This window comes from Lacipirellula parvula (genome assembly GCF_009177095.1).
Lineage (GTDB): Bacteria > Planctomycetota > Planctomycetia > Pirellulales > Lacipirellulaceae > Lacipirellula > Lacipirellula parvula.
On record NZ_AP021861.1, the window covers coordinates 145,993 to 165,164 of the forward strand.

Annotated in this window: 15 protein-coding genes; 8 read left to right on the top strand and 7 right to left on the bottom strand. The window is 63.6% G+C overall.

Annotated elements, in window-relative coordinates; translation table 11 throughout:
* Nucleotides 1-34: 34 nt before the first annotated feature.
* The 3 genes from PLANPX_RS00510 to PLANPX_RS00520 all read left to right on the top strand — a co-directional run bounded on the left by PLANPX_RS00510 (nucleotide 35) and on the right by PLANPX_RS00520 (nucleotide 5,026).
* Nucleotides 35-904: a radical SAM protein gene (locus PLANPX_RS00510; RefSeq protein ID WP_152096835.1), complete on the top strand. Its 870-nt coding sequence runs from the start codon at nucleotides 35-37 to the stop codon at nucleotides 902-904.
* Between the two features lie 273 nt (nucleotides 905-1,177).
* Nucleotides 1,178-2,485 (top strand): UDP-glucose dehydrogenase family protein, encoded by a 1,308-nt coding sequence (locus PLANPX_RS00515; RefSeq protein ID WP_152096836.1) that lies wholly within the window; start codon nucleotides 1,178-1,180, stop codon nucleotides 2,483-2,485.
* A 354-nt stretch (nucleotides 2,486-2,839) separates the two neighbouring features.
* Entirely contained in the window at nucleotides 2,840-5,026 is a 2,187-nt protein-coding gene (locus tag PLANPX_RS00520; RefSeq protein WP_172991767.1) for an aspartyl protease family protein, read from the top strand.
* Between the two features lie 60 nt (nucleotides 5,027-5,086).
* Here PLANPX_RS00520 and PLANPX_RS00525 read toward each other — a convergent pair whose 3' ends face one another.
* The 5 genes from PLANPX_RS00525 to PLANPX_RS00545 all read right to left on the bottom strand — a co-directional run bounded on the left by PLANPX_RS00525 (nucleotide 5,087) and on the right by PLANPX_RS00545 (nucleotide 9,284).
* Nucleotides 5,087-5,497 (bottom strand): TadE family protein, encoded by a 411-nt coding sequence (locus PLANPX_RS00525; RefSeq protein WP_152096838.1) that lies wholly within the window; start codon nucleotides 5,495-5,497, stop codon nucleotides 5,087-5,089.
* A gap of 85 nt (nucleotides 5,498-5,582) precedes the next feature.
* Nucleotides 5,583-6,668, bottom strand: coding sequence for a vWA domain-containing protein (locus PLANPX_RS00530; protein ID WP_172991768.1), 1,086 nt, complete (start codon nucleotides 6,666-6,668; stop codon nucleotides 5,583-5,585).
* A 136-nt stretch (nucleotides 6,669-6,804) separates the two neighbouring features.
* Nucleotides 6,805-7,221, bottom strand: coding sequence for a TadE/TadG family type IV pilus assembly protein (locus PLANPX_RS00535; RefSeq protein ID WP_152096840.1), 417 nt, complete (start codon nucleotides 7,219-7,221; stop codon nucleotides 6,805-6,807).
* A gap of 269 nt (nucleotides 7,222-7,490) precedes the next feature.
* Nucleotides 7,491-7,964, bottom strand: a complete 474-nt coding sequence (locus PLANPX_RS00540; protein ID WP_152096841.1) for a hypothetical protein — start codon at nucleotides 7,962-7,964, stop codon at nucleotides 7,491-7,493.
* Nucleotides 7,965-8,315: 351 nt separating this feature from the next.
* Nucleotides 8,316-9,284, bottom strand: coding sequence for a hypothetical protein (locus tag PLANPX_RS00545; RefSeq protein WP_152096842.1), 969 nt, complete (start codon nucleotides 9,282-9,284; stop codon nucleotides 8,316-8,318).
* A gap of 251 nt (nucleotides 9,285-9,535) precedes the next feature.
* Here PLANPX_RS00545 and PLANPX_RS00550 point away from each other — a divergent pair, with 251 nt between their 5' ends.
* The 3 genes from PLANPX_RS00550 (at nucleotide 9,536) to PLANPX_RS00560 (ending at nucleotide 14,274) form a co-directional block, all read left to right on the top strand.
* Complete coding sequence (locus tag PLANPX_RS00550) at nucleotides 9,536-10,318, top strand: metallophosphoesterase (protein ID WP_172991769.1); 783 nt, start codon at nucleotides 9,536-9,538, stop codon at nucleotides 10,316-10,318.
* Nucleotides 10,319-10,608: 290 nt separating this feature from the next.
* The gene (gene lnt / locus PLANPX_RS00555) at nucleotides 10,609-12,348 is read left to right on the top strand and encodes an apolipoprotein N-acyltransferase (RefSeq protein WP_172991770.1); all 1,740 of its coding nucleotides are present in this window, start codon (nucleotides 10,609-10,611) and stop codon (nucleotides 12,346-12,348) included.
* A 129-nt stretch (nucleotides 12,349-12,477) separates the two neighbouring features.
* Entirely contained in the window at nucleotides 12,478-14,274 is a 1,797-nt protein-coding gene (locus PLANPX_RS00560) for an ABC-F family ATP-binding cassette domain-containing protein (RefSeq protein ID WP_152096845.1), read from the top strand.
* Between the two features lie 105 nt (nucleotides 14,275-14,379).
* Here the strand turns inward: PLANPX_RS00560 and PLANPX_RS00565 are convergent, their stop codons facing one another.
* Both PLANPX_RS00565 and PLANPX_RS00570 read right to left on the bottom strand, forming a co-directional pair.
* Nucleotides 14,380-15,294: an alpha/beta hydrolase gene (locus PLANPX_RS00565; protein WP_152096846.1), complete on the bottom strand. Its 915-nt coding sequence runs from the start codon at nucleotides 15,292-15,294 to the stop codon at nucleotides 14,380-14,382.
* A gap of 46 nt (nucleotides 15,295-15,340) precedes the next feature.
* Nucleotides 15,341-16,069, bottom strand: a complete 729-nt coding sequence (locus tag PLANPX_RS00570; RefSeq protein ID WP_152096847.1) for an RsmD family RNA methyltransferase — start codon at nucleotides 16,067-16,069, stop codon at nucleotides 15,341-15,343.
* Between the two features lie 309 nt (nucleotides 16,070-16,378).
* Here PLANPX_RS00570 and PLANPX_RS27850 point away from each other — a divergent pair, with 309 nt between their 5' ends.
* Nucleotides 16,379-17,656 (top strand): peptidylprolyl isomerase, encoded by a 1,278-nt coding sequence (locus tag PLANPX_RS27850; protein WP_232536267.1) that lies wholly within the window; start codon nucleotides 16,379-16,381, stop codon nucleotides 17,654-17,656.
* Between the two features lie 489 nt (nucleotides 17,657-18,145).
* Nucleotides 18,146-19,084, top strand: a complete 939-nt coding sequence (locus PLANPX_RS00580; RefSeq protein ID WP_152096848.1) for a LysR family transcriptional regulator — start codon at nucleotides 18,146-18,148, stop codon at nucleotides 19,082-19,084.
* Nucleotides 19,085-19,172: the final 88 nt, after the last annotated feature.

Genomic DNA, 19,172 nt, shown 5'->3' on the forward strand with positions numbered 1-19,172 from the left:
CGCATTCGTCATTCCCTCCCCTGCCCCGCTCCATATGCCGTCCCATCAACTCCACACGCGACACGAGCGGCGGTTCGATTCGAACCGCTTCGTCTACCCGGTGCTTAGTCGCCGGTCGCGGGGGATTTCGATCGGGGTGAATCTCAATCCAGACAAGATCTGCAACTTCGATTGCATCTACTGTCAGGTCGATCGGACCCGGCAGAGCGAGACTCGTTTCGTTGAGTTCGACGCCCTGGTGACGGAGCTGGGCGACATGCTCGACTTCGTCTCCTCGGGCGAGATCTACGAGACGGAGAAGTTCCGCGACACGCCGCTCGAACTCCGCCGGCTGAACGACATGGCCTTCTCCGGCGACGGCGAGCCGACGACCTACAAAAACTTCGACGAACTGATCGCCTCGTGCGCGGAAGTAAAACGCGTCCGCGGGCTCGACGACGTGAAGATGGTGCTCATCACGAACGCGAGCATGTTTCATCGGCCCCATGTGCAGCGGGGGCTGGCGACGCTCGACGCGAACAACGGCGAGATTTGGGCCAAGCTCGAAGCGGGGACCGCGGAGTACTTCAAGCTGGTCGATCGGACGCCGATCGCGTTCCAGCAGATTTTGGACAACATTGCCGCCGCGGCCCAGGTGCGGCCGCTCGTGATTCAGTCGCTCTTCATGCGAGTGGCGGGCGAACCGCCGACGCCGGCCGAACTCGATGCCTTTTGCGACCGGCTCAACGAAATCACCGCGGCGGGGGGGCGTTTGAGCCTGGTGCAGATTTACACCGTGGCCCGCCGGCCGGCTGAGAGCTTCGTCGCTCCGCTCACCGATGCCGAGGTCGACGCGATCGTTGCCTTGGTGGAATCCCGCACGGGACTGAAGTCGGCCGCATTCTACGGTACGGCCGGGTATTAGCCGCGGCTCAACGAGCCGCCGGAGCGGTGATGGTTGGGGTTGGCCCCGCCGCTGCACTACCGGAGGGATAAACCCTCCGGCTCGCTTTGGAACCGTTCGGCTCGCTTTGGGACGCTTCGGCTTGCTTTGCGCGAATTTGGTCGTTCTGCCCCGCTGGTAACGCCGTTTCCGATCCGCAGCCGGATGACTATGCTGTAAGCTTTTCCGGAACGGATGCCCCGCCATCAGCAGCTGCCGCGGGCCCGCTCGGTTGGTTTTTAGGATCGTATTCAAATGAAGATCGCCGTTGTTGGGACAGGGTACGTGGGCCTCGTGACGGGGACATGCTTTGCCGACAGCGGCAACGAAGTTATTTGCGTCGATATCAACAAAGCCAAGGTCGACGCCCTCAACCGGGGCGAGATTCCGATCTACGAGCCGGGGCTCGCCGAATTGGTCGAGCACAACGTCGAAGCCAAGCGGCTGAAGTTCACCACCGATCTCGCGGCAGCGGTGAAGACGGCCGAAATCGTCTACCTGGCCGTCGGCACGCCGCAGGGCGCCGATGGGGCGGCCAACCTCTCGGCCCTGTGGAGCGTCGTCGAAACGCTCGCCCCGCACCTGCGAACCGACGCGGTCGTCGTGACGAAGAGCACCGTGCCGGTCGGCACCTGTGCGCGGATCACGAGCATGCTCCGCGAGTTCACCGGCCGCGACTGCGACGTGGCGAGCAACCCCGAGTTCCTGAAAGAGGGCGCCGCGATCGAGGACTTCATGAAGCCCGATCGCGTGGTGGTTGGCGTTCGCCGGCAAGAAGTCGCCGACATTTTGCACCAGCTGTACGAGCCATTCCTGCGGACCGAAAAGCCGTTCCTCTCAATGTCGCCGGAGAGTGCGGAGATGACGAAGTACGTCGCCAACGCGCTGCTGTCGACGAAGATCAGCTTCATCAATGAGATGGCGAACCTCTGCGAGCGGATGGGGGGCGACATCAACGACGTCCGCCGGGGCATCGGCCACGACAGTCGCATCGGCTTCGCGTTCCTCTTCCCCGGCGTCGGCTACGGCGGCAGCTGCTTCCCGAAGGACGTCCGGGCGCTTGAAGCGATGGCCATTCAACATGGCTTGGAACCGACGATCCTACGGGCGGTCGACGCGGTGAACGAGCGGCAGAAGTCGGTGATCGCGAGCAAGATTGAGCAGCACTTCGGCGCCGAGCTGGCCGGCAAGACGATCGCCGTCTGGGGCCTGGCGTTCAAGCCGCGGACCGACGATATCCGCGAGGCCCCGGCCCTGACGCTGATCGACTGGCTGCTGGAAAAGGGCGCCAAGGTGCGGGTCCACGACCCCGAGGCGATGAACAACGTGCGGGCCGACTACGGCGATAAGCTGGCGTACTGCGACATGCGGATGGACGCCATCGACGGCGCCGACGCCCTGTGCATCATGACCGAGTGGAAGGACTACCACTCGCCCGACTTCGCGGAGATGTACCAGCTGCTGAAATCGCCGGTGATCTTCGACGGCCGAAACCTGTACGAGCCGGACCGGATGCGTCGCCGGGGGTATAAGTACTTCAGCATCGGCCGGCCGACGGTGTAGGGCGCGTAATGACTGAATGACGAAATCCGAATGACGAATGAGAGGGAGCCTTTCGGGGGTTCGAGCATCTCTCTCGTCCGTCTTCCATTCGTCATTCTGGCTTCGTCATTCGTCATTTCCCCCGCGGGCTTCCGTGGTTCGGCCCCCGTTCGTTGACACTCCCTCCCCACGGGTTTAGCCTTGAGGGTGTGCCGGGCCGGCAGGGGCAAACGCTGGGGACGGACAGAGAGACTCTTTTCGCGGCGCGCCGCCATGGGCGGACGGAACTTCTCGCTGCGCTTTCCCCGGGACGGGATGGAACTGAACGACGCGCGCCGGCATGATCGCGGGCGCAGCGTGATGAGAAAGGCAACCATGTCAGGATTCCGTGGCTCGTTGGCCCGCACGCTAGCGGTCATTGGCTTTGCATTCGCTCTCGCCGCATCTCGCGCGAGCGCGACCGGCGTGCCGATCGACGGCTTCTTGCCGATGGTCGGCATCACGCTGACCGACGAATTCGTCGACGACATCGACTTTTCCCCGCACGCGGCGACTTCGGTGGGAGGGGGGTACCTCAGCCAGAACGGCTCGCCGCGGTTCGAACTTGCGCTGCTCGACACGGGCGCCGCCACGTCGTTGCTGACGACCGCCGCCGACGCCGCGTTCAACATCGACGGCCCCTACTCAGGCGAGCCAGATGGATTTAAAGGGACTGAGTCCATTCAAATCGGCGGCGCCACGGGCTTGCTCGACGCCCTCGTGAGCGATCCGCTCGGTCTGTATGCCTCCGGGCTGCAGAATCGTACGGGTGGAGGCGCGGCGCTCGCGATCAATACGAACACCTTGCTCGGGCAGACGAACACCTCGGTGGCGACGCTGCCGGTCGAGTCGCCGCTGCCGAACATCCTCGGGCTGACGTTCGCCAGTCAGTACGCTACGCGAATCCGCAACAGCCAGCCGCAGGTCTTCGAAGCGGACGGCAAGACGGTGCGCAGTCCGGCGATCGACTTTTTGCCGCTTGGCTCAGGCGGTTCGCAGGGCATCACGCGGAAGGCGCCGATGAGCCTGCAAGGCGCCGCGCCGTCAACGCCGTTCTACCAGTTGAACTTTGGGGGCATCGGCAGCGGAGATCTCGACTTTTGGGAAAATCCTTCATCGCCTACGGTTGTGCAAGGCGGCCACTTTCTCAACGTGAACGCGTCGAACAACGGGACCGCGCTTGGTACGAAGGAGTTTTTTTTCGATACCGGCGCCAGCGTGACGGTGCTCTCTGAGCTCACGGCCTTACAGCTCGGTATCGACGTGCAGACCGACACGCCCGACTTCACGTTAGAGATCGTTGGCTCGGGTGGCGGCTCGGGCGCCGTGCCGGGATTCTTTATAGATCAATTCACGGTGCTGGCGACCGGCGGCAGCGTCACGCTGTCGAACGTCCCGGTGTTGGTGTTCGACGTCACCAATCCCGCGAGCCCGGGCAATATCGTGCCAGGCATCGTCGGGACGAATGTTTTCGCCGGGCGCGACATCATCATTGATCCCATTCCCTCAAACGGCGGCGGCGGATCGAGCGCCGGCGTCTACATTAGCGATGCGGTGACGTCGCAGAAGAATTGGACGACCGCAGCCGCCAGCGCGTCGTGGGCCACCGGCGGAAGTTGGAACGGCGGGGCCGCTCCGACGACGCTAGGCATCGCGAACGTGCGGAACGCCGGCAGCGGCAACCAAGAAGCCGTTGTATCGGCGTCGACCACCGCCTTCGAAGCCAACGTCTCCGGCGTCGCGGGGCGGACGATGACGGTTCGCGTGCAGACCGGCGCCAAGCTCACGACGTTCACCGGCATCAACATCGAGCAGTTCGGCGCGATTCATCTCGAAGGCGGAACGCTTGACTCTCAATACGTCGAAGTGATGGGGGGCACGCTCAGCGGCAGCGGCAGCATCGCCACCGGCAGCGGGCCGATCGACGGCCAAGTCGAGAATCGCGGCGGGATCGTCGCTCCCGGCAACGGCTCGACAACGGGGACGATTTCGATTCGCGGACGCTTCGCCAATGCTCACGACGGCGCCCTCAACATCGACGTCGGCGGCACGACGGCCGGAACGCAGTACGATCGGCTGCTGATCGACGGCACCGTGGCGCTCGACGGCGTGCTCAACGTCTCGCTGGTCAACCTCGGCGGCGGAGTCTTCACTCCAGCGCTCGGCAGTTTCTTTTCAGTCATCGAAGGGACGACGATCGGCGGTACGTTCTCGACGCTCAACATGCCAACGCTGCCGAGCGGACGGATGTGGGCCGTCGATTACGAAGAGACCGCCGTCAAATTGAAGGTGACGCTGCCCGGCGACTTCGACGGCGATTGGAGCGTCGACGCCGACGATCTCGCGTTGTGGAAGACGGGCTACGGCACGACTTACAACGGCAATGATTTGCTGCAGTGGCAGCGATACTTTGGGCAGAGCATCGCGGGCGCCATTGCCGCAGTGCCGGAGCCGACGACGGGCGGGCTGATGCTCGTGGCTGCGTTGGGCTTGGCGGCAGTACGCCGGCGTCGTGGCGTTTAACTGCCCACTGCTTTCGATTACCGCTCCGGCGGGTCGTTGACCCGCGGCGACCGCGCGCTGCTAGTCGATCGGGCGTTCGGTCTTGAGCGTGCTCGTGGCGTGGATCGTTTTTGTCTTCGAGAACTTGGGCGTAATCCAGCCGTTGTTGAGCATCGGTATATCGATGGTCACCGTCACGGTGTCGTCCGTCGGGCCGACGACTTTGATCTTGGCGTCGCGGGCGCCGACGATCTTGAGCATTGAAGTGGCCTTGGCGGTCGCTTCGGCCGCGGTGGCGCCCGGCACCATGGCATGCCGAGCCGCTTCGTAGGCCGCTTGATCCGCAGTGTGGCGAATCATGTTCACCCGCCCGAACTCCAGACTGGCGAGCACGAGCGTGAAGAAGATCGGTGCAACGATCGCAAACTCGACGGCAGTCGCGCCGACGGGGTGAGTCGCGAGTTTCGAGTTGCGGGCGGTACGGCGGGGCATTGTCGTGAGGCGAATCGGCTTGTTGTTTTAATCGTCGTTTTGAACTTGCTCCGGCGGCTCGTTGAGCCGCGGCTACTAAATGCAGCTACTCCGTCAGCATCACCGGTAGCGTCGAAGCGATCTCGCGGAAGATTGCTTCCAATGCGGCAGCGTCGGCGGCGTGGAAGTGCTTGCCGCCGGTGGCTGCGGCGACCTTCTCCATGCGGGTGATGTCGGCTTCGCTGCTAAACGTTACCGTGTTGATCGTAATGTTCTGCAGTGCCGCCTTCTGGGCCGCGACGACTGGGTCGCCGCCCGAGTTGTGCAGGCCGTCGGTCATCAGCACCATCGTGCGAACGGCGAACGGCCGGACTTTGGCGCTCGTGAGCACCTTGACGCCGTTGTCGATGCCCGAGCCGATGGCCGTGTTGCCTTTGACGGCGCGGCTGCTCAGCGTGTTCATTTGGTTGCGGATCGGCTGATAGTTGAAGCCGAGTTCCGCGTTGATGTCGGAGACATTGCAGGTGAAGCTGCAAGACGTGTCTTTGCTCGAGTAGCTAACCAGACCGCACTGCTCTTCCTGGAGCGTGCCGTCGAGTTCCTCGAGGAACGCATTGACGGCCGTGTACAACGACCCCCACCGACTCTTCGTCATGTTCGGGACGCTGCAGGCGTTGCCGCCCGGAACCGTCGAACCGTTGAGCGTCCACATCATCGAGCCAGAACGGTCGACGACGAGGCAAATGTCGCGGTCGAGCTGCGTCGACGCGGCGATATGCACTGGTTGGAATGTCGAGACGCCGAGCACGCGACCGAGCAACAGCCCGACGGGCCCGGCGGCGGAGGAGGCGGTGCGGCGGCCAGTAACGCGAACGGCGTTCGGCTGCGTCCCGCCGACGGTGAATTTAAACCGCGAGGTGCTGCTCGATTGGGCGCCCTTGCCAATTTCGATTTGATCGTTGGTGAGCTTTAGCCCCACGCCGGCGACTTTGTTCTTGGCGGCGGCGGCGACGGCGGCGGCTTTCGCCTCCGTTTGGCTTTGCGACATGCTCAGCGTCTTGGCGCCGGCGCGCGCGGCGGCGTCGGTCGCCGTGCGGAGTTCAGTCCGCGTCAACTGCATGTAGGCCACGTCAACGGCGAAGGCGGCCGCAATGATGAACAGCGGCAGGCAGATCGCGATCAACGGCAACATGCCGCCCGAGCGGCAATGACGAAATCCGAATGACGAATGACGAATGAGCCGTCGGCGGCGCACACATCGTCGTTCGACCTGCGTCAACTCGCTGCATTCGTCATTCGTCATTCGTGCATTCGTCATTTTATCTTGCCTAAAACTCTTTCATCATCGTGGCCGTGCCAGTGAGCGTCTTGCCGCGGAAAAAACTGCCCGGAATCACCGAGTTCTTCGCCGCCGGCGCCGAAACGGTGACCGTGATGTACTGCCCACGCGTGAGAGCTTGAAAGTTCACCGGGTTGATCGTGATGGTGGCGCCGACGACGCGTCGGTCGGTCAGGACCGCGTTGCACGAGGCCTGCACGTTCGCGGTCGTCGACACCGGTTCGATGGCGGTGCGGATGCCCTCGTAGGCGGCGACCGTCAGCGACTGCTTGAGGAAGATCATCGTGCAGCACTCGATCATCGCGAGCACCATCAACACGAGAATCGGCAAGCAAACGGCCAACTCGCTCGCCGCGACGGCGCGACGCGAATCGCGGCAGTGGTGGAGGCTGGGGCGCCGTCGCATTGGGGAATCCGTAGGGTGAGTGGCGATGCGGAAATCCGTCGTGCAACTGTAGGTCACGGGAAGCCGCCCGCGAATTTGCCTCTAGCCCCGGGCTCCGCCCGGGGGTGGCGTGGCGTTAAGGCAAGCCTGCCTGCAGTGAATGTTCCGGCTCCCTCCCCCTTGAGGGGAGGGCTGGGGAGGGGGGTAATGAACCCTGGTACCCGCTTCCGTCACCCCTCCCTAACCTTCCCCCTCAAGGGGAGGGGACCTCAAGAAGTTGATTATTTGAATTAGCTCGCAGTAACCGGCGTCGGCTCCGAGGTTTCGGCGGTCGTGCTCGCCGCGGGCGGATCGACCGTCTCGCCCTTCAAGCGGGCGACCATCGCGTTGAAATCGTCGGCCAGCCCCTGCCAGAAGTCGACTTCGCGGAACTTCAGCGGGCGGAACTCTTCGCCGTTCGCCAAGCCGCGGATCGTATTGCGGAGGCGGTAGATCGGCCCGGCAAAGCGGTGGCTTAGTTTGATCGTGTCGAGGATGAAGACCGGCAGCAGGAAGAACATCACGAGCAGGAACGGACCGTGCGTCCACCAGACTTGCTGAGCATGCTCCTCGAACGAGCGGAACGGATTGCTCATGATCTGCAGGCAGAACGCAACGAGACTCGCGACGCCGATGAACGCACACCAATGAAACACCAATCGACGAACAAGGGCGCCTTGCACCTTGGGATCGACAAACGTTTTCTTGCGTCCTGAATGCGACATGAGACAGTCACCTTGTAACTACCTGGGCGCGATGCCGGAGAAATTCCGCTGGAGTCGACGGTGCGGCGTCGACGCATTGCACATCCAAAGGGTAGGTCATCCCAATTAACGGAATGCCACAAGGCGGCAGGGGATGCGGAAGCCCCTAGCGGGGAATTTGGATCGTGGGGCCCTACAGGCGTTACAAGCGGACGCTTGGCGTCGATTATGGCTCAGAGTAGCGAAGCCTCGGAAACGTGACTTTGATATCCCCTCCCCTTGAGGGGGAGGGTTAGGGAGGGGTGAGAGTAGCGTGTACCAGGGTTCCACCCCCTCCCCAGCCCTCCCCTCAAGGGGGAGGGAGCCAGAGCGTTAATGAGCGAGCAATTCATCAACCTGCCGGTGGAACGCAAAGATCGCGCTCCGTACGGCGACGTATTCGCCGCCGCCGTCGAGAAGCGTTGCCAGTGGCTGCCAGGCTTCGGCCGGCAGCGCCGAAGCCTCGGCCGCTGCCGTGAAATCGCCGGCTTGGATCGCGGCGTCGCCGCGGCGCGGCGAGTAGCTCAGCAGCAATAAGTTCGAGCGGATCGCTACGTTTGCGAGGCCGCCGGCAGCCGGGCCGAACCGCTCCGTCGCCGAGGCGATCACGGCCGCGGCCGGTTCGCCTTGCAGAGCCGCAACGACCGCTTGCTCGGGGCTCGCGCCGTCGCCGGCCTTCGGCAGCGGCGGGAGCTCGACGCCGACCGACACGGCCGCGGCGGCCGCTTCGGCGAGCGTCGCTTCGTAACGCTCGGCCGGAAGCTGCTTGGCGTACATCGCCGCGGCGAAGCTCCACTTTTGGGCGGCCTGCCAAACGGCAAGCCGCTCGGCGGGCGCTACCGCGGGAGAGTCGGGGGCGGGTGTTTCGCTGGGGAAGAGTTCGTCGAACGAGGCGCCCTCGCCCGCGGGCGGCTGCGCACCATCGGCTTCGAGCGAGGGCTGGGTAGCGGCGTCGGCCGGCGTCGCCACGGCCTCTGGGGAGGCTGCGGCCGGAGGCTCCGCGACCGGCGTTTCGGTCGCCAGATCGAGCGGCGGGGTTTCAACGAGAGGAGCCTCGGCGGGGGAATGCTCTACGGGAGCCGTGTCGGCAGGGGCGGCGGTCGCGATTTCTGCCGGTTCCGTCGGCAAAACCGGCTCGGGGGCGGGGGAAACCGCACTCGCCGGTGGTTCCGCCGTAGAATTGTCCGCCGTTTCATGGCGAACGGCTGCCGGGCCCGGTTCGTACTTAATTTCCTCCCAGCAACCGAGCAGTGCCGGCAAAACGCACAGGGCCGCCGCCGTGAGGAGCGGCAAGCGTTTCACGAAGCTGAGATGAACAAGAAGCAAGGAAGAGCCCAAGACGACAGGTGGGGCAATGTGCGACAAACAACTATACTCAATTCCCCGCTACAGGCCGATGGTGAACCTGAGTAAGAGGTAGCCTTGGCCAGGGAAATTACGTCGTGAGTTTGAACTTCGAGCCCAATCATTCGACCCAATCGTCAGACCCGCTATCGCGGCGTCGCTTTCTTGCGCGCTCGGTGAAGACGATGGGCGCCGTCGCGGCAGCCACCATGCTTTATACGTGGCGCGTCGAGCCGCATTGGGTCGAAGTTGTCGAGCGGCCGCTGCCGATCGCCGGGTTGCCGCCGTCGATGGTCGGCAAGCGATTAGTGCAGGTGAGCGATTTGCACGTCGGCCCCGTAGTCGATCAAGACTACATCATCTCGTCGCTCGAGCGGATCGCCGAGTTGCGGCCCGATGCGATTATCGTGACGGGCGACTTCATGACCTGCCACGGCGACGAGTCGGTGGCTCAAACGCTCGACGCGATGCGGGCCTTGCCGCCGGCGCCCTGGGGACGGTTGGCGATCTTGGGCAACCACGACTACGGCAGCCGTTGGCGGCAAGACTATGTGGCAGACGCCCTCTGCCGCGGCCTCGAGAAAATGGATGTTCGCGTCTTGCGGAACGAAGTCGCCATGGTCGGCGACCTGCAGGTGGCGGGCGTCGACGAGTACTGGGCGGGCAAGCACTTCCAGCCTGAGCGGGCGTTGCGGGATCTGGATACGGGTCGCGCCGCGCTCGCGCTCTGCCACAATCCCGACGGCGTCGACCAACCGCAGTGGGATGGTTTTCAAGGTTGGATCTTGGCGGGACACACGCACGGCGGCCAGTGCAAGGCGCCCTTCCTGCCGCCGCCGATTACGCCCGTGGCGAACAAGCGATACTCCGCGGGCGAGTACGACCTGGCGCCGGGACGCTGGATGTACATCAATCGCGGGCTGGGCTACAGCTTTCGCGTGAGGTTCAACGCGCGGCCGGAGATTACGGCCTTCACGCTGCAACGGGCTTAGCCCCGGGCTCCGCCCTCACGAAACTCTGAGGTCCCCTCCCCTTGAAGGGGAGGGTTAGGGAGGAGGGGTGGCTGAAGTGGGTACCAGGGTTCGACCCCCTCCCCAGCCCTCCCCTCAAGGGGGAGGGAGTCACAGCATTCTTTCTAGCCAAGCTCGCCCTTGGCTCTGCCGAGCTACTCGGCGCCAGAACTGATGAGGCACGTGGTACTCAAGCAGCACTCCAAGTGGAATTGGCAAGCTTGCGCGTTCCCCGTAGCTTGTCGACTATGACGGCCGACGCTCAGCCACCGATGGACACCACTTCCCTGCCGCAATCCGACGCCCCAGCGGTGGCCGCTGGCCGCTGGACGACGCTGGGGCTCGGCATGTTCGGCGCCCTGCTCTGCTACCTGGCTCACCCGCCGATTGGTTGGAGTTGGCTCGCCTGGATCGGCCCCGCCGCTTGGTTTTACGTCGCCCGTTTGCCGGCGATGCCGGGTAAGCGGCCCTACCGCGCCTTGTGGCTCGCCGGAACCTGCTACTGGATGGCGACGGTGCAGTGGATTCGCCTGCCGCACGAGCTGAACATCTTCGGGCTTTTTCTGCTGGCCGGGTACCTTGGCGCTTACCTGCCGCTGATCGTGGGATTGAGCCGCGTGGCGATGTTCCGCCTCGGCGTGCCGCTGTGGCTTGCGGCGCCGATCGCCTGGACGGGGCTAGAGTGGATTCGCGCGCGGCTGATGACTGGCTTCCTGATGGCGTCGCTCGCCCACACGCAAATCCGCTTCACGCCGATCATCCAAATTGCGGACATCCTGGGCGAATACGGCGTCACGTTCCTAATCGTGATGGTCGCCTCCGCCATCGCCGAAGCCGCCTACCGCATTAGCGAGCCGAGGGGTTCATCCCCTCGGTCCCCAAGGTCTCCCGGGCGCATGCTCGCAGCGATCGCCCCAGCGATCCTCGCCTTCATCGCCGCGTACGCTTACGGCCAATTCCAAATCACCAAACAAAGTTACACGTCGCCCGAAGCCAAGACCGCCACCGTCGCCCTCATCCAAAGCGACATGCTCGCTGACTGGAAAGGCACCCCCGAACGCGACGAAGCGGTGATGGTGCAAATGGCCGAACTCTCGCGCCAAGCCGTCAGCGAGAACGAACAGGTTGGCCTCATCGTTTGGCCAGAGACGATGTTCCGCCGCACCTATCATCACTCCAACGACGGCTACCGCCCGCCGCAGGAGTTGCTGACGCAATCGGTCGCCGAGATGTTCGGCGGCACGGCGGCGTACCTCGGCCAGTTGACGCGCGAGCTCAACGTGCCGGTGCTCGTCGGCCTCGATCGCGTCTACTGGGCGCCGCGTGCGAAGGATGCGCCGCAGACCGACGAACGCAACTTTCCGTTCACCTACGAGCAGTTCAATTCATCGGCCGCGTACGATCGCGCCGGAACGCTCGTCGGCACCTACGACAAGATGCACTTGCTGCCGTTCGGCGAGTACATCCCGTTCGTTCGCTGGCTTCCCTTTCTACGACACTACTCGCCGATCACCGGCGGCGCCCAGCCCGGCGTCGGGGCGACGGCGATTGAAATCGATGGCGTCGTTTACTCGCCCAACATCTGCTACGAGACGGTGCTCCCCCACCTCATCCGCCGGCAGGTCGCCGAGCTAGCAGTCGCCGGCAAAACCCCCGACGTGCTGGTGAACCTCACCAACGACGCCTGGTACTGGGGTTCCAGCGAGCTCGACATGCACCTGGCGAGCGGCGTCTTCCGGGCCGTGGAAATGCGGACGCCGCTCGTGGTGTCGGCCAATCGCGGCCTGTCGGCCCATGTCGACCATCTGGGCCGGGTCGTGGCGGCGACGGAGCGTGACGTGCCGGCGGCGCTCGTGGCCACGGTGACGTTGCCCCCCCGCACGACGGCGTACCCGAGCCCCTTCGCCGCCTGGGGCGACTGGTTCGCCCTCGCCTGTCTGGTATGCTGCATGGTCCTGGCGATCATCGGTTGGCGCGACCGGCGGAAGAAGCGTCCGGTGCAACGGGAATGAGCGGGAGCAGGCGGCGTTCCGTCGCACCTGCTCCCCATTCAGCATTCGCCTTCCCCATTTGATTGCCGCTCCGGCGGGTCGTTGACCCGCGGCTACAAGCTACCCTCCCACCTTCGACTACCCCCTCCTATGCCCGTCGTTTTGCAACTTCAGGACGCTTACAAGCGTTATGGCGATCAAGAACTTCTCGATGGCGCTACCTGCGCGCTGCCCGATGATCAGAAGATCGGTCTGATCGGCCGCAACGGCGCCGGCAAGAGTACGCTTTGCCGCATTCTGCTAGGGGACGAAGAACTCGACGCTGGCGAGGTGGTGCGGAGCAAGAAGCTGCGGCTCGGCTACCTGCGGCAGCACGACCCATTCCTCGAAGGCGAGACGGTCCTCGACTTCCTGATGCGCGACAGCGAGCAGCCCGACTGGCGCTGCGGCGAAATCGCGTGGCAGTTTCAGCTGCCCGACGTGATGCTCCACCAACCGGTGCGCTCACTCTCCGGTGGTTGGCAAACCCGCGTGAAGCTCGCCGCGCTGCTGCTTCATGATCCGAATCTGCTGATCCTCGACGAGCCGACGAACTTCCTCGACTTGCGCACGCAGATGCTGCTCGAAGAGTTCCTGCGCAGCTTCAAGAGCGGCATTCTCGTCGTCTCACACGATCGCTCGTTCCTCAAGCGAACCTGCACCCACACGCTCGAGCTCTCGCGAGGCAAGCTGGAGCTCTACCCCGGCGACGTCGATTCGTTCTTGGCCAACGTCGACGAACGTCGCGAGCATGATCGCCGCGTCAACGCGACGACGATGACGAAGCGCAAGCAGCTCGAAACGTTCATTGCGAAGAACCGCGCCAACGCCGCGACCGCCAGCCAGGCCCGTAGTAAGGCGCGGATGCTCGAAAAGCTCACGCTCGTCGAAGTCGTGGGCGAAGAGGCGACGGTGCGGTTCAGCTTCCCCGAAGTGGCGCCTCGCCAGGGAACGGCCCTGCGGACCGAGCGGATGGCGATCGGCTACCCCGACCGCGAGGTCGCCAAGGAAGTGCAGATCGAAATCGAGCATGGCCAACGCGTCGGCATCGTCGGCGACAACGGCCAAGGCAAGACGACCTTCCTGCGGACGATCTGCGGTTCGCTGGAACCGAAGGATGGCTCGCTCAAGTGGGGCTACGGCTGCCAGATGGGCGTCTACGCGCAGCATGTTTACACGACGCTGCCGCAGAACGACACGGTCGAGGATTACCTCCATCGTCAGGCCGCGCATGGCACGAACATGCAGCAAATTAAAGACGTCGCCGGCAGCTTCTTGTTCCGCGGCGAATTGATTCAGAAGAAAATCAAGGTTCTCTCCGGCGGCGAGCGTGCCCGTTTGGTGCTCGCAGGCCTCCTGCTCGAACAGCACAACATCCTCGTCCTCGACGAACCGGGCAACCATCTCGACGTCGAAACGGTCGAGGCCCTTGCCGACGCCCTCTGCCGCTATCCCGGCACGGTGATCTTCACGAGTCACGACCGCCACTTTATGCAGCGCGTGGCGAACACCGTCATTGAGGTCGGCAACGGCAAAGTCGCGAGCTACCCCGGCAGCTTTGAAGACTACGTCTACCGCGTGCAGAAGGAACTCGAAAGCGGGCTGCGGGCCGAGCACTCGACCTACAACGCCGGCGCCTCGGCGAAGCACGCCGCAGAGACTGGCGGCGTTGCAACGCCTACGCGGCAGCTATCGGGTAAAGAAGAACGCGAACTCGAGAAGCGATTGAAGGCTGTTGAGCGGAAGATCGCCAAGCTCGATGACGAGAAGAAGCAGCTCACCGCGAGCTTGATGACGATCACCGACGGTAAAGAGTCGAAGCGCGTCCAAGACCAAATCGCCGCGATGGCGACGGAGATCGCGGAACTAGAGAGCGAGTGGCTACAGATTTCAGGGGATTTAGGGTAAGACTCCCGTCGTCCTGAACGGAACAAAGAGTCTGGCGTATCAAGCGAGCTGCCAGATTCGTCGCTCCGCTCAGAATGACGAGGATGGCCTGCTGGGAAGTTCGCGTTAGTCAACGATCTTCCGCGCCTTCAACCAAGCTTCCAGCTCATTCGGCCACAAATCCGCCGGCCGCTTGTCGCGGAACATGCCAAAGCCATGCCCGCCGACTTCGTAGATATGCATCTCCGCCGGCACTTTATTCGCCAGCAGCGCCTCGTAGAACAGAATGCTGTTCTTCGGCAGCACTCCGCCGTCGTCGCTCGCATGCACGAGGAACGTCGGCGGCGTCTTGTCGGTAATCCGTTGATCAGTCGACCATTCCGCGGCGAGCTCTTCGCTTGCATCGGGCCCGAGTAAATTGTTGCGCGAACCGCGATGCGCTGCTTCCCCCACGAGCGTAATCACCGGATACACCAGCACGGCAAAATCGGGCCGGCTGCTCTGTTGGGCGATCGGGTCGGTCGACTTGGCATCGCCGTCGTCGAACATCGTCGCTGCCGTTGAGGCGAGATGCCCGCCGGCGGAGAAGCCGCAGACGCCGATCTTCGCCGGATCGACGCCCAGGTCCTTCGCTTGGGCTCGAACCGTGCGGATCGCTTGCTGCACGTCGTCGAGCGGCACCGGCTGCTGGTTCTTCCCGCCGCCGCAGCGATAACGGAGCACGACGCCGACGATGCCGTGCGCCCGGCACCACTCCGCCACTTCGCGGCCTTCTTTCTCCATGGCCAGGCCCGAGTAACCGCCGCCGGGGCAGATCACGATCGCGGCGCCGTTGCGCTTCTCTTTATCGGGCATGAAATAGGTAAGCGTCGGCGATTTGGTCACGCGCTCGGTCCACTCCGGCGAGTCGACGGTCCGCGGTTCGTCCCCCTGGTTGGCGGCATGGTCGGCCGGCCACAGCAACTCTTCCTTCGGCGTTTCCGCGGCGATCGCGGCAAGCGGCATGAGAAGCAGAACGATTGAGAAGAGGCTGCGGATCATCAGTGGACTCCGGTTGGATAAGTAATTTGTATTCGTGCGCGATGCTTCAAGTATTCGCGCGTTTCTGCCAAATGCCGACCACTGCCGGCGAGTACGTACGCACGTCCCATTCCTTCACGCCGTTGTACTGCTCGCCCGTCGGCAGCAGCGTCGCGTCGAAGCGTTCGTCGCTTTCGGTTACCACGATGCTGTCTGGCGGGCAGTGCTCCATCACCGCGGCGATCAGGCCGAGCGTCTCTTCCTGCCGGTCAACGAAGAAGTCGTACGGCGGGCTGCAGAAGACGAGCCACGGAACCGCACCTGGCGGCGGAGCCGCGCCCTTGGCGCCAACGCCAGCGGCTTGTCCGTCGGCCCGCCACCAACCTTCTTCGCCTTGAACAAGATTGCGCTTCCCCCACAGGAACGCGCTCGTCACCAACAGCGTCGCTTGATCCTTGAGGCCGAGGCCTTTGATGTTCTCTTCGACGACCCGTGCCGTCGGCACATGGCGTTCGATGAACGTCGCGTGCACCGAGCCGCGGCTGATCGCCTCCAGGCCGAGCGCTCCGGTGCCGGCGAACAGGTCGATCGCATGCCGCCCCTCGGCGCCGACGCCGACTAAATTAAAAATCGACTCACGGACGCGGTGCTTCATCGGTCGCGTGACCGGATCTTCGCCGCGGCGGAACGGTTCGTAGGTCAGCTTCCGCCCGCGATGCTTGCCGCCGATGATCTTCAGCTCGATCGGTGCATTGAGCTCGTCGGCGACGCGGCGTTTTGGTTTGGGTTTGCCCATCGAAGGTTCTCTGGTTTACCACGACGGCACAACGGGCACGACGAGGAGATGTATATGGCCTGACTGGAAAGTCCCTATCAACTGCTTGCGCTGCGAAGCCAGTGAGCGATTTCAGGTGAGTCGCCCTATTTTGACCGAACTTCCCAATTTCTGATACGTAGCGACAAGAACACAGATTCTTCGTGTCCGTTGTGCCGTCGTGGTTCAACAGCCTGTTCGCGGCGCCTGCCGTCGCTTAGGCGAATTTGCTATTCTGTGATGCTGTTTCAGCCTCTCTACCATTGCAACTAGAGCTTGGGGTTTTGCCCGATGTCAAGGATTGTTCTGCTGTTGCTGGCTCTCGGATTGATCGTTCAGGGGCGTTTCGCCGCAGCTCAGGAGACGGCCCCGGCCGCCGACGCCGCCAAAGCGGACGCTGCTCCGGCGAAAGCAGCCGTGGAGGAAGCGGCGTCTGCCGATGAAGCGAAGACCTCCGCCGAAGGCGACGCCGAGACGAAGCCGGAGCCCTCGCCCGAAGCGGTGAAGGCCCGCGCAGCGTTTGAAGTTATTCGCAAGCAATGGCAAGAGGTCGTCGCGCAGATCCCCGCGGTTCAGAAGGAGCGCCAAGCGGCCAAGGGCGAGAAGCGAGCCGAACTCGACAAGCAGGTGGTCGACCTCTACCGCCAGGCGGAAGCTCTGATTGACAAGATCGGCGAGGCGGGCCTGGCCGTCTACCAAGCCGACCCCGAAGCCTACCCCGAGGTCAACGACACGCTGGTCGTGATCGCTCAGTTCGAGCTGAACGGCGGGACTAACGGCGATGGCGGCGACCAATACGAAAAAGCGTTGAAGCTCATCAGCGGACTGATCGATGCCGGCGCCGGCGCGAAGTACCCGCAGCTCTACTTCTGGGGCGGTCTCGCCGCCTACAACTGCAACGAGTTCGACCTCGCCGAACGCTACTTCGCCGAGTCTTCAAAGGCCAACGGCGAAGTCGGCGGCCTCGCCCCCAACCTCGTGCAGAACGGCCTGCAAGCGCAGGGCAATCTGACCACGATGAAAAAGGCATGGGAGAAGGAGTCGGCGATTCGCGCGGCCGAAGCGAAGGCCGATAACAACCCGCGCGTCAAGCTGACGACTACCAAGGGCGACGTCGTCATCGAGTTGTTCGAGAACGAAGCCCCGCAAGCCGTCGCGAACTTCCTCACGCTCGTGAAGAGCGGATTTTACGACGGCCTGACGTTCCACCGCGTCATCCCCGGATTCATGGCGCAAGGGGGCGACCCTGACGGCAACGGCAGCGGCGGTCCCGGCTACAGCATCAAGTGCGAATGCTACAAGCCTGACTACCGCCACCACTTCCGCGGTAGCCTGAGCATGGCCCACGCCGGCCGCGACACGGGCGGCTCGCAATTTTTCCTCACCTTCGTGCCGACCTCGTTCCTCGACGGTCGCCACACCGTCTTCGGCCGCGTGGTGGACGGCATGGACAACGCCTCGTCGATCAAGCGCGGCGAACCGGTCCGCAGCCCCGACAAGATCGTGAAGGCCGAAGTCCTCCGCGACCGCGGGCACGAGTACAAGTTCGACAAGCTGCCGGGGAAATAGGCGGCGATTGGCCGGGGCGCCCCAAGAGGCGAGGCGGCCAACAATTCGAAGCTCCGAAAGGGTCGGGCCAGTTTTGGCCCGACCCTTTTTCATTCCCCCCTCTGGGGCGTCAGGGGGCTCTGAGGCAGCCCCTTTTCCCGGCATTTCCGGCCCGACTTGACGGACCGCGCCAGCATGCTTATCCTACTATCGCGATTTTTGATTCTGGCCATGGCCTGTATCGCGAAAGGTGATTCAGGGCATCGGAAGCTCATCGGCGGTAGTCGAGGATCGACGGCGCAAACTCGTTAAGCGTCATTTACCGCCCCATTGCCAGCAGAAATCGTGGTCCCGTCCGGCAGGTTCGCTGGGCGGGAGCCGCTGAAATCGGTTCGGCGTTGTCGGATTTGCCGGCGACACTCCCCGAATCGCGCACCGAAAAATCAGCTTCGCGCAGCCACGCCCAACGGTTGCGCAAGACCGACGCCCACGCGTCCTGCATTCAACGCCATGCATATTCGCTCACTCAAAATCTTCTGCGACGTAGTCGACCGGCGGAGCTTCTCCCGCGCGGCGGACGACAACGACATCTCGCAATCGAATGTGAGTCACATGGTCCAGGCGCTCGAAGAGCGCCTGGGCGTCCAGTTGCTCGATCGCTCGAAGCGCCCCTTCGAACTGACCGAGGAAGGCCGCCGCTACTACGACGGCTGCCGCCAGTTGGTCCGGCAGTACGAGGAACTCGAAGAAGAAGTCAAAACGCTGCACGACGCCGAAGCTCGTCGGCTGGTGGTCGCCTCGATCTACTCGGTCGGCCTCCATCACATGAGCGCGTTCATGCAGCGGTTCGGCAAGGAACATCCGCGGGCGGCGGTGCGGTTGGAGTACCTCCACCCCCATCGCGTCATCGAGGAAGTCGAGAACGAAGACGCCGACCTCGGGATCGTCAGCTATCCGAAAGAAACCGACACGCTCACGGCGATCCCCTGGCGGAGCGAGCCGATGGTCGTCGTCTGCCATCCGGGGCACCGGCTGGCGCGCGAGACGGCGATCGAACTCAAAGCGGTGGCGGGCGAATCGTTCGTCGCGTTCGAGAATGGCCTGGCGCCGCGCACGGCGATCGATCGGGCGCTCGCGCAGAACCACGCCGAAGTGAACGTCACGCTCGAGTTCGACAACATCGAAACCATCAAGCGCGCGATCGAGATCGACGCCGGCATCAGCATCTTGCCGGAGCCGAGCGTCCGCCGTGAGATCGCGATGGGCTCGCTGGCCAAGATCGCGATCGGCGGCGACGGCCTGTTCCGTCCGCTGGGCATCGTCCACCGCCGCGACCGCCCGCTGAGCGAACTCGCCAGACAATTCGTCGGTCTGCTGAAGGCCGACGCGGAGTTCTCGGCCGACCTCGTGCCGGCGAGCGCGTTCCAGTTGGATGAGGCGCCAGCTTAAGGGCGTAGAAGAAAGATCTCACGCAAAGGCGCGAAGGCGCAAAGGGGTGAGATTGAAAAACATAACAACCGTTAAATCGAAGCATTAG